Origin of the sequence: Pseudomonas sp. 8 R 14 (genome assembly GCF_900005955.1) — a bacterium.
Lineage (GTDB): Bacteria > Pseudomonadota > Gammaproteobacteria > Pseudomonadales > Pseudomonadaceae > Aquipseudomonas > Aquipseudomonas marginalis.
Genome location: NZ_CVTH01000089.1, coordinates 46,829 through 62,592 on the forward strand (window position 1 = coordinate 46,829; position 15,764 = coordinate 62,592).

A 15,764-nucleotide genomic window follows, 5' to 3' on the forward strand; every position below is an offset into this window, starting at 1 on the left:
TAAACGAATTCGAGAGGCGGAAGTTAACCACAAAGTACCGTGGCTACCTACCGCCAGACACAAATTGTCATGCCACGCGGTTGTGGTTTAATTGCGCGCTTTGCGCCTGCCCTCCAAGGAAACCGTTTCTAATGAATCAGCCCGCCACCAAAGTCCTGGTCATTGGTTATGTCTGGCCGGAGCCCCGTTCCTCGGCCGCGGGCGGGCATATGATGCAGATCCTTGAAACTTTTCTTACACAAGGTTGGGATATTACCTTCAGCAGCCCGGCAGCACTGGGCGAGCACAAGGCCGACCTGCTGGCGCTGGGCATCGCCGAATGCGCGATCGAGCTCAATAGCAGCAGCTTTGACGACTTTGTCCGCGAGTTGGCTCCGGATATCGTGCTGTTCGACCGGTTCATGATGGAAGAACAGTTTGGCTGGCGCGTGGAGAAGTGTTGCCCCGACGCCCTGCGCGTGCTGGAGACCTCCGACCTGCAAAGCCTGCGCGACGCCCGTCAGCAGCGCCTCAAGGCGCACCTCAAGGCCCACCCGGGCAGCGACGACTTCAGCGCGCTGTTCGCCCCGGCCCTGGAGGAGGCGTTCCAACTGATGGCCGACACCGACCTGGCCAAGCGCGAAATCGCCGCGATTTACCGCTGCGACATCAGCCTGATGATCTCCGACGTGGAAATCCGCCTGCTCACCGAACAGTTCAAGCTGCCCGCCGCCCTGCTCCACTGGTGCCCGCTGATGATGACGCCGCCAACCGAGGCCTTCGTACCGTTCGAAGAGCGTGCACACTTCCTCAGCATCGGTAACTTCCGCCATGCGCCGAACTGGGACGCCGTACTGTGGATGAAGAACAGCGTCTGGCCAATAATTCGCCAGCAATTGCCGGGCGCCCAGCTGCATATCTACGGCGCCTACACCCCGCCCAAGGCCACCGCCCTGCACAACCCGGCGCAGGGCTTTCATGTGATGAACTGGGCCGAAGATGCCCTGCAAGTGATGAGCGCCGCGCGCATCTGCCTCGCGCCCCTGCGCTTTGGCGCGGGTATCAAGGGCAAGCTGGCCGATGCGATGCTGTGCGGCACGCCCAACATCACTACCCCCATCGGCGCGGAGGCCATGGGCGATGAGCGGCCATGGCCCGGCGCCATCGAGCAATGCGCCGAAGCCCTGGCGGCGGCGGCCGTGGCGCTTTATCAGGATCGCGAACGCTGGACCCAGGCCCAGCAGGATGGGCGCCAACTGATTGCCGGCCGTTATGACCGCACTGTCCACGGGCCTGCACTGGTGGAGTGCCTGCAACACTGCCGCAGCCACCTCGCCGCCCATCGCCGCAGCAACTTCACCGGCAGCATGCTGCGCCACCATGCGCATAAAAGTACGCAGTACATGTCCCAGTGGATCGAGGCGAAAAACCGTAGCCTGTAAACCGCGGCGCTGGCGAGGTCGTGCGCGAGGGGGCATTATCCCAAGCAGCAACCACAATAAAGCGACGGCAGCATGACCCGAGCAACGCGAATCACCGACCCTTCCTACGAGCTGATGGACGATCACAACGGCCTGTCCATCATCTATCGCCAGCATGGTTTCCCCTGCCCGCTGGTGCGCTGGCATTTCCACAAGGAATACGAGCTTCACCTGATCGTCGCCAGTTCCGGCAAGGTGTTTATTGGCGACTATATCGGCAACTTCTATCCGGAGAGCCTGTTCCTCACGGGGCCCAACCTGCCCCACAACTGGATCAGCCAGGTGGAGGAAGACGAAGTGGTGCCCAAGCGCGACATGCTGGTGAACTTCACCGATGAGCTGTTCGAGCAGGGCAGCCATATTTTTGCCGAGCTCAAGACCTTGACGCCCATGCTGGAACGCGCGCAGTCCGGCATTGAGTTTCGCTGCAAGAAAACCATCGCCCAGGCCATGACCCTGATGCAGCGTATCGAAGACGCCCGGGGCATGGCGCGCCTGGGGCACTTCTTTATCCTGCTGGAAGTGTTGAGTAGCTGTGAGGACTACCAGTTGCTGTCCGGCGTGACCACGCCGCAACTGGCGGATGAACATAGTATCGACCGCACCAACCGCGCGGTGGACTACATTTTCGCCCACTACGCGCGCGAGTTGCCCCTGGAGGAAGTGGCGGAACACCTGGGGATGAAGCCGACGTACTTTTCCCGGGTGTTCAAGCAGGCGACCGGGCGCACGTTTATCGAGTTTGTAAATCGGCTGCGCATCAGCAAGTCCTGCGAGCTTCTGGCCGATGGCGACAAGGCCGTGACGGATGTGTGTTTCGAGTCGGGTTTCAACAATATTTCCAACTTCAACCGGCGCTTTCAGCAGCTCAAGGGGATGACCCCCTCTCACTACCGCCGTTTGGCAGTTCAGCGTCTGACGGAACAAAACCTGGCCTGACCCAGCACCTAAACAGGTGCTTACAAAGCGTGTCGGCAATTCCCACCCCAAACAGGAACGTGGAACAAGCCCCAGGCCACTTAGCGAAGTGCCTCTCTCGTTTAACCAGCAAGAGGGGAACTCAATCTACGCAGGCATAGGGTAGTTCCATGATCAATGTTCGGCCGTCGCACACGCCAGGTTTCTTCATTCCAAAGGAACTGAATCTGCCCACAAAACCTGCCGGGTCAGTGACACCCCAAGTCATCGAGCTGTTTCTTAAACGCTTGAACGACGCTCAACCCATGCGGGCGAGCGCCCAAGCGAGTGATATACCCTTGCCAGACCGCACGCGCATCGAGCAGTTGCTCAGGTTTGCGGTCACCAAAGAACAGCCCAGCCTGGACGAACAAATCAGCCAGTTGATCAAGAACACACGTGAACCGCTGGCGGACGTAGCGCTGCACAATGAGGTGGGACAGCGACTCAACCAGCCCAGCGCAATCAATCCGCAAAAAACCTATGCCCAGCTTATTCAGGAGATACTGGATGGCGCCTCGCCCAGTGCACCAAACACTTACCCTGCCCCGCCGCGCCTGAGCCGAAAGCGCCGTGATACTTCATCAACCTCCGCCCCACGCATTGCACCCGTTCGCCAGTTCGCCGAAGCCTTGGTTGAAAACGGTGACCGACAATTGGCCATAGGCGTCGCCAATAGCTTGATGCGCCAACGGCTTGCCGTCGAGAAAGGTCACTCCGGCGATGCCGAGGACAAGGTGACCATCCCGGCCGACTCCACCTTCGGCCACGCCTGGGCGGAACTGGCTGAAGCGCTGCACTCGGAACCGTTCAAATCGTTTGCCGAGGCCAGGAAGCTCGATCTCTCCCAACTGACCATGACTCCCGAAGGCCGCCTGATCGAAACAGGCAAGGAACCGCCTGCCGACTTCTCCCTGGGTAACGACGCCCGCTGGGCAGCCGCGTCAGGGGCGGTATTGGCCGCAGTCAAAAGGATCGCCGGGAACACCTCGCTGGCCGTTGATTTCCATGGGCGCAATCAAGCTTCGGCCTTCAACGTCGCCGCTTTCTACGGCTTGCAACTGGGTCAAATCGAAAGCGACCACACCTTGCTTGCCATCGAACAACTGCTGAGCGAGGGCAACTTCCACGCGTTCAACACTACCGATCCGAACTACGCCACGGTTTACGCGCCGGTCAAACAGCGACAGCGAGAAGCCAGCCAACGAATCATGGATTTACCGCCGGATCAATTGAAACTGCGCCTCGAGCAGTTCACACCCTCAAGCGTGGAGCAAAAGGTCCAGGAAGCCGATCGGGCCCTGGCACAACAGTGCAGCCAGGCCATGCTGAAACTCACACCTCAATTGCGAATCGAAGGCGACGATTTCCCGCCGGTGCTCAAAGAGGTTCCGGAGTATTCGACCTTCTACCAGGTGCGCAAAAACCTCCTGGATGCGCTGACCGGCAGTGCCTTTACCACCTTTGCACAAGAAAAAAACGTTGAGGCCGGCAGCGTGCGTATCCACCCCGTCACCGGTGAGCTGACAGGCAAGGTGAATGGCAGGGACACCCTCTTTGTCCCGAACGATCTTTCGGGCTGGGGTGGCGTCTGGGCAGAAATAGCCGATGCAATCCGGCAGATGGCGGCCGGAGCGGAACGCCCCGTTCGATACCCCTCCCCACCCTCTGCATCACTGTATGAGGTCATGTGGTTTTACAAGGAAGAGATACCTCGTCAACAAAACGGCCTACCCGCCCTGGTCTCGCTTCTCGATCGAAGTATCGAGATGACCGGTAACAACGGTTTCAAGGCATTCACAGACCCCCACGCGGACAGCACCTGGTATACGGCTGTACGTGAGCGCCAATACGCCATCACCCAACAGCTTGCCGACACGCCCACTACCGGCTCTGAACTTGAAACCCTGGCGGCCGCTGTGGAGTCGGGTCTCAGCGCGACGGTGGAGAGCGCACCGTCCCCGCAAGACGCCCTGGCCAGCGCCGAAAGCGCACTGGCCACCGCCACGTATCGCGCAATGCACGGGCTGAAAAACAATCCCGCCCAAGCCTCGACGAGGATGATCGGACCGATCCCGGCTGACAGCCTGCTCGGCCAATGGCGCAGCTACCTGGACAAAGCCATCAAGGCGCGTGGTTTCACCGAGTGGGCCGAGAAACACAAGGTTGATTTGACCTCTCTGCGCTTTGACCCCGATGGCGAGGCGCTGATCGGCAAAATCGACGGCGTTGACCGGCGCTTTGGCGCCGCCGACTTTGCGAAAAACCACCCCGAGCATTTCGACGTGCTGGCGCCGGTGCTCAGCGCCGCCAGGGTATTTGCGACGCCTGGAAGGCCGTTCACACTGTCTCAAGCCAGCAGCAACACCGTGCCGCTGGACTGGGTAGGCCGCTTTTATGGCATCACTACGCAGCCCGGCAGCCAGGCATTCGACACCAGCATGACGCAGCTGGACAGTATGAAGATGTTCCCAAGGAGTCCCGACCACCCGGAACAAATGGTGAATTGGCTGAACCAGCAAAAAACCGCATTGGGTGACAGCAACGATCGGTATGCACTGATCAATCAGCTCAAGCAGGGCAACCTTTCTAACGACGACACCACGCGCTTCATTGTCGACCCGGCTTCGTCCCATCGGCCTAAAGGCGAGACGACCGTGCAGAAATTCCTCGCGGATCAGGGCTGGTTTGGAGCCACGTCGGCAGCGCAGGTCGATAACCTGTTACTGGCACTGCAGACACCTACGCCGCAAGCTCCGACATTGGGCAACAACTGGGGTTTTCTGGCCACGGACCTCCCGCTGAGCACGGCCCAACGCGAAGCCGTGAGTAGGTTCGTGAAACAATCCATCGTCCCCCATCCCAACCTCTTCAGCTACCTGAGTGCGCAAACCCCTCAGCTCAGCAGCAGCCCTGCACGCGCGCTGGAACAACTGCTGTCCAGCGACAGCGCCCTGGAACTGGCCACGAATCTGCAAACCGAGATGAAGGGTGCAGTCACTTCAACCAGTCTCAAGCAGTGGCTACTGACCGCGTGGGTACTGGAGCTTGATCCCGCGGCCGGCACGCAGCGCAATCGTGTGGCGGGTTATGACTTCATGCAGGCGCAAAACTGGGGCAGGCCTGCGCATGAAATACGCCAAGGCTTTGCACTCCACCTTGATCAGCCCGGCACCGGCGACGTGCCGTCTCAGAAGGCAATGATTGCGGCGCATTTGCTGATGTCAGGTGCCGCACCGCAGTTTCTGGTTAACGATCTGCCCCCGTCTCTTGTTCAGGGCACACCCCAATGGGCGATGTTTCATACGGCTGTAAACCGGATCGAACAAATAGCGCCCGGCGCCACGCGGCACATGAACTTCAAGCAAGTGATGGATTACCACAAGGTCAAGCCTCTCTCCTCCCATGAACAGCTGCAATTGCTCAGAGCGCAAATGAACCCTCTGATTGATTGGGGGATCATCAATGACATCATCGGCAGGAATTCAAATGACGAGTACACGCCAGAGCTGCTGCAAGCGTGTATCAAGGCACTGGGTGAACAAACCACTGCTGTGGCGCAGGCCAAACGCTATATCAAGGATAACCCTGAGCCCACACGACGAGCCCTGGCACTTGAGAACCTCGAGCAAAAATTTGGTAAGGGAATCCCCTATGAACAACGCAGCCTCTGGAGAGAGAGCGATCAGTTATACGGCACCCTGGCGAGCGTGGTCGAAGCCTATGAAGCCGGACAATTGGGGGATACGTACAAGCCAACAAACCTGATCGATAGTTTGACAAGTGGCTCGACCACTCCTGCCTGGGAAGCCAGGGATGCGCGTATCCCTATCCAGGCAATGCATGATCAGGCGAACCAATTGCCCGACGTCAATACACAGTACGACGCAGCGATCGAAAGCGATTTCGTCCCTCGGCGCGCGCACTCGATCGTGATTATCAAGGACCTGCTGTCCAGGCTCCCGGCCGAAGTCCGCAACCATCTGGCCAACGGCAGGATTGAGTACTACAGCGTTCGCGAATCAGACACCAGCATATGGCAAAACCTCAGCGCCAAAACCGGTAAAAAAGGCAGCCATGGCCTACTGATTCGTGCGACCGGACACAACGGGAACATCACCGATGTAGCCGTCTTCCCCGATGCGGGCACGGTAAAAACAATGTCGAAACTGCCGAACCCCATGCCCATAGGCGGTACGAACAAGCATTTCGGCAAGATTTATGACGGCGCCGATGAAGGCCCCCATGAATTGCCATTGGACTTCGCCGCCTTCGATTCGGCGGCGGCGCCACGAGACGGAATGATCTCCAAGGTCATCGTCGACCGCGTCACACCGAGCACGCTGGTGAATGGGGAGCTGGTAAATGACGGTCGGGCCACATTCGGCGACACCCGCTCAAACGCGGCGCCCGCGTTCTTCAATGAGCAACTCGAGAAAATCGCCACCATCTGCGTCGATTCACACTTCCTGCGCAAAGACGAGTACAAGGCGATCAATCATGGTCATAACCCTCTGGAAACAGAAGGCCCCACGTTTCTTGAACGGCTCAATTCCCTGGCGCGCATGATCCCTGGCGTCAGCAGCGTCGAAGACCTTTACGAAGGCAACTACGCCGAGGCCGGCCGGGACCTCTTATTTGATGCGCTGAGCATTGTCGTCCCTGGTGCATTAGGAAAGGTTTGGTCAGTCGCCGCGGGGGCCTTCGAACGTGCAGCCGTCAAGTTTGGAGAAACTGCCGTTGAATCTGCAGCCGAAAGAGCCGTCGCCTCAATGGCGGTTACAGACGTGACTGCCGCCAATACTGCGAAGTCGTCCGGCGCAGTCAGCCGTATGCAGGGCAGCCCTCTGGTGGAACAGACGGACGGTGAATGGAACATGGCGACCGACAGGGCCGACGGTGCGCTTATTCAATCCGGCAGTGCGCAGCAGATCAGGCTCACCGCGGTGCGGCAAGATGGAGAATGGTACGCCTACGACGCCAAGACCATGACAGCTTACGGGCCAGCCCTGGAAGGGTTCGTCTCTGATACGTCTTCAGTCGTGAGACAAGAGACCTTTTCGGACGGTACTCAAGCACTGGTCACGGAAAAACCACTGGCGGCCGACGCCTATACCCTGCCCCGTAGCCATGGCTTTGATCTGGTCAATGAGGGCAAGGTTTACCGTTACGACACCCGCACCCCTGGCGTGCTGAGCGATCTGGAGTCAGCCGATCACTTTAAGCCCCTGGAGGGTTTTGAAGCGACCTGTCCAGCCCCTCCGGTTGCACTGGGCCGGGTCAGGCGCGGGGCCAGTGATACGTGCTTTTCCAAGGAAATAGAGATCGTCGCCGAAACATCGCGCCGGGATCTTCAAGCCCTTGAACACCAGCGCCTGTTCCCCTCGACGCCAGGTTTTTTGAGAAGGGACCAAGTTGTCATTTTCGAGCGACGTCGATACAAGGTGGTCGATGGCGATATGGGCCCCCAACTGGTCCCGATGCCTCAGAACAAACCCATCGTCTACAAATCGCAGATCAGCGGCAGCCTGAAACACGATCCCAATTTTGGTTTTTCCGGCGCACACGCCAGTGATTCGTTTGCGAAGGAAACCCGGGTGGTCAAGCTCAACAAAATCAGCGATGACTGCAATGACAAGCGTGAACTTCGAGGCGTGATTGTGGAGAGGGGCGCAAGTAAAACCAAATACCTGGTGATAGAGGCTGATACCGCAGAGTTTTATTACACCAAGCTGAATGACGCCTCCACCGGCGAGCTGACGTTCAATAAATGCACGCCCCAGGATTTTCCGCTGGTAGAAGGTTACCGAAGCGCGTTCGGTATTCGTCAAGCTGTCAATGAGGCGCCCTTTGATGCCAACTTCATTGCGTTGCCCAAACTGGATTCAGCCTTTAAAGAGCTGGAGCGTTCCGGTTTCCTGAAAGAAGACATCGATCAACTAAAAGCATCGTGTAAAGGCCTTACTCACGAACAACAGCGCGAAGTGATCTATCAGTTGCAGCGGACCAGGGCGATAGGCAAACCGGATATAGCGTTGCGGCCGAACCAAGTTGCCAGGGTCAACCCACCCCGCGATTTCGCCGGTTGGACACAAGGACGAAAAAACGAGTTCTATGCAGTCCAGGCAAAAAACAGCGTGGATCGCGCCATGAAGGCAACCGGGCTGGGGCCCGGCAATATCATCCGCTCAACAGCGGACAAGGCACGCGCAGAGGCGGCAAACATGACCAATGAATGGTTACGCAGAACCGTGCCGGAACATGCCTTGAATCGCCCGAGCCTGATCTTGAAAGCCGGCGCTGGCAACTGTGGAGAAATGGCCTTGCTGTCCAAGGACATCATTGAAAAAAGCGGTGGCAGCGCTTACGAATGGAAAGCTTCAGATGCGCATGCGTTCACCGTCGTCGGAGGTCCCTCCACGCTCCCCCAAGGCACAGTAGACTTCTCGGAACCTGCTTGGGCGGATGCCTGGATTGTCGATGCATGGGCAGATATCGTCTGCCCAGCCAGCCAGTACACACAGAAATTGAGCGAAGTCATGAAGCGCTGGAGTCGTGAAAACCTGAAGATTTTGGAGGGAGGCAAATCCATTGACCCGCTGGACCCAACATGGTTGGAGAAGCTTATCGTAAAACCGAAGACCCCCTATTCTCATGGGTATATCGGCGGGTTGGCCGCGCAGGGATAGGACCCCCTCGTACGCCTGGCGTTTGGCAGCGCAGCGTTTCACGCAACAAAACCTGCGCTGACCAATCCAGGCAAAGACTTACAATCACTCAACGTTCTCACAGCCCTGCACAGGAACGCCCATCAGTCCCTTGGCCACGTATTGAAGTACCTCTCTGTATCTGTCGAGAGGCCATTCTTATAAATACGCCGGTAAAGGGGCAGTCCCATGATCAGCTTTAATCCGCCACACACTGTCAGCACCACGATTTCAAGCGAGATGAATCGGTCCACGCCCCCCATAGGCTCAGTAAGCTCTAAAGTCATCGAGTTTTTTCATAAACGCCTCCAGGATATTCAAACGTTCCCCGCGTCCGCGCAATCGAGTGATGGACTGGCGTCAGCCCGCAAACGTATCGAGCAATTGCTCAGATTCGCCGTGACAAAGGAATACCCCAGCGTAGCCGAGCGCATCAGCCAGTTGATTAAAAGCAGTCATGAGCCACTGACGGACACAGCGCTGCGCAATCAGGTGGAGCAACACCTGAACCAGCCAAGCGCCCTCGACGCGCAAAAAACCTACGCTCAACTTCTTCAGGAAATACTCGACAGTTCGGCCTCCCACACTTCGAACACTCGCCCTGCCCCGTTGCGCTTACGCCGAGATCTGCAAGCCCCTGAACCGGCCTCCGCTACGCGCAATGCGGCGGTTCGCCAATTCACCGATGCCTTGATCGACAGCGGTGACCGGCAGTTGGCCATAGGTGTGGCCAATAGCTTGATGCGCCAACGGCTTGCCGTCGAGAAAGGTCACTCCAGCGATGCCGAGGACAAGGTGATCATCCCGGCCGACTCAACCTTCGGCCAAGCCTGGGCCGAACTTGCCGAGGCGCTGCACTCGGAACCCTTTAAATCGTTTGCCGAGGCCAGGAAGATCGATGTTCGCGGATTGATGATCGACTCCAGTGGACAACTGACCGAAATGCGCGACAACGTGCCGGTCAACCTCTACCTGCATCGGGACGCGGACTGGGCAGCGGCGTCGACCCAAGTGATGAGCGCAGCCAGAAAAGTCTTTGCGGGGAAACAAGGCGTTGTCATGTTTCGCGATAGGGAACACGCATCGGCTTACAACATAGCCTCGTTTTACGGCCTGCAACTGGGCGGCATACGCAGCGACGACACGCTGTTCAGCATCGGACAATTGCTGCGCGAGGGTACCTTCCACGCCTTCAGCAGCACCGATCCGCACTACGCGACCGTTTACGCCCCGGTCAAACAGCGACAAAACGAAGCCAGTCAGCGGCTTATGAATTTACCGCCGGATCAGTTGACGCAACGCCTTGATAGGTTCACATCTTCAACTACGGCACGAAAGGTCCAGGACGCCGATCGAACCCTGGCGCAGCAGTGCAGCCAGGCCGTGATGAGGCTCGCCCCTCAAGCCCGAGTCGAAGGCGAAGCATTCCCGCCGGTGCTCAAAGAGATTCCGGAGTATTCGACCTTCAACCAGGTGCGCAAAAACCTTCTGGATGCGCTGACCGGCAGTGCCTTTACAACCTTTGCACAAGAGCACAACGTTGAGCCCGGCAGCGTTCGTATCCACCCCGTCACCGGTGAGCTGACAGGCAAGGTAAATGGAAAGGATACCCCCTTTGTCCCGAACGATCTTTCGGGCTGGGGTGTTGTCTGGGCAGAAATTGCAGATGCAGTCCGGCAGATGGCGGCTGGAGTGGAGCTACCTGTTCGATACCCCTCCCCACCCTCTGCATCGCTGTATGAGGTCATGAGGTTTTACAACGAAGAGATCCCTCGCCAACAAAACGGCCAACAAGCCGACTGGCGTCAACGCGCGCTGATATCGCTGCTTGATCGAAGTACCGAGATGACCCGTAACAATGGCTTCAAGGCACTCATTGACCCCAGCACGGGCGACAACTTCTCTAAAGGTGTACGTGAGCGCCAATACACCATCAGGCAACAGCGTGCCGACGCGCCCGCGCCCCTCTCTAAACTTGAAACCCTGGCGGCGGCTGTCGAGCCCAGCTCCAGCGCGACAGTGGGCGGCGCACGGTCCCCGCAAGACGCCCTGGCCAGCGCCGAAAGCGCACTGGCCGTCGCTACGCATCGCGCAATGCGCGAGGTGAAAAACAACCCGACCCAAGCCTCGATGAAGATGATCGGACCGATCCCGGCCGCCAGCCTGTTCGGCCAATGGCGCAGCTACCTGGACAAAGCCATCAAGGCGCGCGGTTTCATCGAGTGGGCGGAGAAACACAAGGTTGATTTGACCTCCTTGCGCTTTGACCCCAATCGCGAGGCGCTGATCGGCAAAGTCAACGGCGTTGACCAGCGCTTCAGCGCCGCCGACTTTGCGAAAAACTACCCCGAGCATTTCGACGTGCTGGCGCCGGTGCTCAACGCCGCCAGGGTATTTGCGACGCCTGGAAGGCCGATCACGCTGTCTGACGCCAGCACCACTAACGCACCGCTGGAATGGGTAGGCCGTTTTTATGGCATCACTACGCACCCCCGCAGCCAGGCATTCGAACGCAGCATGACGCAGCTGGAAAGCATGAAGAAGTTCCCAAGGAACCCGGACCACCCGGAACAAATGGTGAATTGGCTGAACCAGCAAAAAACCGCATTGGGGGATAGCAATGATCGCTATGCACTGATCAGTCAGCTCAAGCACGGCAATATCGACAACGACGACACCACCCGTTTCATTGTCGATCCGGGCTCATCCCACCGCCCTAAAGGCGTGACGACCGTGCAGAAATTCCTCACGGATCAGGGCTGGTACGAGGCGAAGTCGGCAGCGCGGGTCGACAACCTGTTACAGGCTCTGCAGACTCCCCTGCCGCAAGCGCCGACACTGGGTAATAACTATGGGTTTCTGGCCTCGGCCCTCCCGCTGAGCAAGGCCCAACGCGAGGCCGTGAGTACCTTCGTAAAACAAGCCATCAGCCCCCATCCCAACCTCCTGAGCCACCTGAGTGCCCAAGTGCCCAAGCTCAGCAGCAGCCCTGCACAAGCACTGGACCAACTGCTGTCCAGTGACAGCGCCCTGGAACTGGCCACGAATCTGCAAACCGAGATGAAAGGTGCAGTCACTTCGACCAGTCTCAAGCAGTGGCTGCTGACCGCTTTGGTACTGGAGCTTGACCCCGAGGCCGGCACCTCACGCAATAGCCTCGCAGGCTTTGATCTGATGCATAAGGATAATTGGGGGTTGGACACGGACAAGATTCGTGAGCTGTTCAACAACCACTTGACCACAAATCGAAAAATCCCGGCAAACCTTGCGCCAGTAGCCGCGCACCTGTTGATGACGGGCGCTGCGCCCCATCTGCTGGTTAACGATGTGCCATCGACCGTGACGCTGGGCTCGACCGATTGGGTCAGCTTTATGACCGCCGTCAATCGGATCGAACTGAATGCTCCCGGTGCCGCCTCGGGTATGACCTTCGGGCAAGTCATGAACCTTCACCGGATCAGCCCCATTTCCGAACGTGAATCCCAACTGCACTCTGTCGCCCAGATGAACCCGGTGTTGGATTGGGCCATCGTGAATGGCCATATCGTGAGAAATGACAAGGACGAATACACCCTTGAACAGCTCGCCAGCAGCCAGGAGAAGCTCAAAAAACAAAATGATGACATCTCCAGTGCCAGGCATTACTTGAGTAATTTCAACCCACCAAGCAGAAGGGAAATGGCCCTGTCAGAGCTGAGGGAAAAATGGGGTACCGATACCCACTATGAGCGTCCGTACCTCACTGAAATGGTTGGCCCGTTTGGAATGTTTTCCAATACTCGGGAAAGTATTGTCGACGTCTATGAAGCTGGCCGCCTGGGTGAAAGTTGGCGCTGGGAGTCAACGAGGGGGCCCGACTTCGATGCACTTCGCGCGCGCGCCTCCGAGTTGCCTGACATCAACGCGAAATTCAATCAGGCATTTGAAGAAGACTTCGCCCTACGCAGGACCCACACCATTTCCCTGTTCAAAAACATGTTCAGCCAGCTACCGCTGGCGGACCGGGACATCGTCAACAATGGCTCTGCGACAATCCTGCAAGTGAAAGGCACCGGTAGTGGCATCCTGATGCAGTTCACCCATAAGGAGCAGTCCAGAACGTTCGCGATCTATCCAGCCTATGGAAAAATAGTGCCGGTCCCCAATATCGAACAGAGAGCACCTTACCGCCAAACCACCGAAGAAACCGTCGACACAGCCGCGTTTAAAACCAACGCCCAGCCAAAACCGGATATCAAATCCAAGGTCCTCATAACACGCCTTGATCAAAACAGCCTCGTCGACCCGGATCACTTTGCACACGGCAGGCGGCCCTTATATGCGGAGAACGACAAAACTGACCTTTCCAGCTATGACGGAACAAGAATACAGCACCTCGCCGAGGTGCTGGTTGACAGTGTGTACTTGAACAAGGCGGCTGCACTCGCTACGCAACGTGGGCTGAACAACGCTGTTGAAAACGGTTTGGAGCTCAGTGACTACTTCCAAAAAGGTTTGCGCTTCTTACCGGGAGGCTCGAGCCTCGTGGACATCTACCACGGTGAATATGCGGAGGCGGTAAAAGACCTGGGCGTTGATATCGCGATCTACGTATTTACCGAGGGCGTCGGCAAACTCTGCAATGTGGCCAAATCCGGCGCGGCCTGGGCGGCGGCCAAGGCCTCGGCGAAATTCGTCGAAAGGTTTGGGATCGAGGAAACAGAAAGCATTGTGCTCCAAGACCTGACTACCACCGGCGCCGAGAAGGCGTTCAGCTCAGTGAGCCAAATGCAGGGCGGCCAATATACAAAGCCAATTGGAGAGGCGTTTGTCCCGACTGCGGACATGGTTGATGGCACGGTGAGAAACGGCGATACCTCTGCACTTGTCAAACTCACGGCCATTTTCCAGGATGGCGAGTGGTATGCCTATAACCCCAAGACAATGGCGGCTGATGGGCCTGCGCTAAAAGGGTTCGTGCCCGAAAGTAACCAACGCAACGTCAATGGCCTGTTTGACTTTTTTTCCAATGCCGAACCCGATCCGGACATGCCCGCCAGATTCGAGATGAACGTCGTGAACTCGCAGCTAAGAGATGAGCAAGCCTTTAAAGCCGGCTACAACAGCTTGAAACCGGAAACTATACCGGGCTACCGCAGCGACATGGGCAAAGACCGAATCAGACAACTGATTGCAGACACCCCGCTAAGCGCCGAACAAGTGGGAAGCCTGGTTCGGCAACGGGAAAGACTCATCATTGCCGATTCCCGCATCAACATTGAGACGTTCAATCGAGAAGTAGAGGGTGCGGGCGGAACCAGTCGTGGAATGTCCCAAGGCTATTATCTTGCCCTGACACAACCAGGCTCAGACGGTGAATGTGCTGCCCTGTCCAATACGATGGCGCTCGCGCTCTCGGAGGGCACCGAAAACACGTTGATCGATAACGTGCATATGGCCATGGCCAACCCGAAGTCCGCTGGCGGTTCAAAATTCATCTCAGAGCTGTCAGCGTTGCAAGCTAACGTAGACAGACAAAGCACCTTTCAAACCGGGACCTCAGGCGTCCTCACGCCCTACAAGGATATTGGCACAACACTGGGTAACGCCGAGACTTCGAAGACCTTGCTGATCGGCGCGAAAGATCATGGCATGCTCGCGGGGGTTAGGGTCGACCCCGCCGACGCCAGCAAAAAAAGCTGGTTTTATTACGATCCCAACTATGGTTTGGCGACATTCAATTCAGAAACATCAATGAAAGCCGGGCTGGAAAAAACACTGAACAGTGGCAAAGTCGGCAAAGGACTCAACCATTTTGGCAACGCATTCACGGGACCAAAATATAACGTCGGTGTCTTTGATATCAATGCGATGGCACAGCGCAGATTTGATATTGCCCGGGTTAGAGACCTGACCCGGCCAATCAGCCTTGACACAACGCAAGCCGTCACCGACGCCCTGTATGGCCGAATCAGGCTGGGAGGCCCGATGGAAACGGTCAGGCCACTTGATGGCGATCCAGACATTTGTCGATACTTATGATGGAAAGCCCCGGCTCAATATTATCGGACACGCCCCTGAGCCAGAAAACCCAGGCGATCCGATAAAAATCGTCGGTGACAATGACGCACGCTATTCGGCCGCAGAGGTTAATCAAAAGCTGCTGGATCGAGGCGTAGACATTCGTGACTACGCCAATGTCCGGACATTGACCTGCTTCTCCGCAAGTGGCGGCACTCGTTCGTTCGCTAACGAGTTGAATAAGCTAACGGGCGTCCCCGTAAAGGGATTTGAAGGTCCGGTAACGACCGAATGGATGGCGGGTACAGATCTGAATGAGCAATATCAACTGCTATTAAAGCGCGCCAGGACAAAGTACCCGAAATTCAAGCAAGAAGACATCGAGTGGATCGCGGAAAATGACCTGAATAAAATCTATCATAATAAATTCAGAGTCTTTACCGTTAGAAAGGACGTGGGCACTCTTGTCGAGGCCAATATGGGAACAACGAAAAAACCGGTATATGTCACGCTTCCAGTCGATTATCGACCTGTACGTTTCGGCCCCGCCAAAGCACCCAAGGAATCCGTCACGCTTTGACCGCTGAACCATTAGCATGATGAAAGAAGCGAGGGAAGCCAATGCAACGGTGCCCCCTCG

General features: G+C 57.2%; 5 protein-coding genes. All 5 read left to right on the top strand.

The window, feature by feature from the left end; genetic code table 11:
• The first annotated feature begins 131 nt into the window (after nt 1-131).
• The 5 genes from BFQ01_RS28055 to BFQ01_RS28075 all read left to right on the top strand — a co-directional run bounded on the left by BFQ01_RS28055 (nt 132) and on the right by BFQ01_RS28075 (nt 15,704).
• A complete protein-coding gene (locus BFQ01_RS28055; protein ID WP_065927849.1) occupies nt 132-1,421 on the top strand; it encodes a glycosyltransferase in 1,290 nt (429 codons plus the stop codon).
• Nucleotides 1,422-1,493: 72 nt separating this feature from the next.
• Entirely contained in the window at nt 1,494-2,399 is a 906-nt protein-coding gene (locus BFQ01_RS28060) for an AraC family transcriptional regulator (RefSeq protein ID WP_027606399.1), read from the top strand.
• A gap of 149 nt (nt 2,400-2,548) precedes the next feature.
• Nucleotides 2,549-9,106, top strand: coding sequence for a hypothetical protein (locus tag BFQ01_RS28065; RefSeq protein WP_141691321.1), 6,558 nt, complete (start codon nt 2,549-2,551; stop codon nt 9,104-9,106).
• A 207-nt stretch (nt 9,107-9,313) separates the two neighbouring features.
• Nucleotides 9,314-15,145: a hypothetical protein gene (locus tag BFQ01_RS28070; RefSeq protein ID WP_065927850.1), complete on the top strand. Its 5,832-nt coding sequence runs from the start codon at nt 9,314-9,316 to the stop codon at nt 15,143-15,145.
• Nucleotides 15,114-15,704: a hypothetical protein gene (locus tag BFQ01_RS28075; RefSeq protein ID WP_065927851.1), complete on the top strand. Its 591-nt coding sequence runs from the start codon at nt 15,114-15,116 to the stop codon at nt 15,702-15,704. Before BFQ01_RS28070 ends, BFQ01_RS28075 begins: the two co-directional genes overlap by 32 nt.
• The last annotated feature ends 60 nt before the right edge of the window (nt 15,705-15,764 follow it).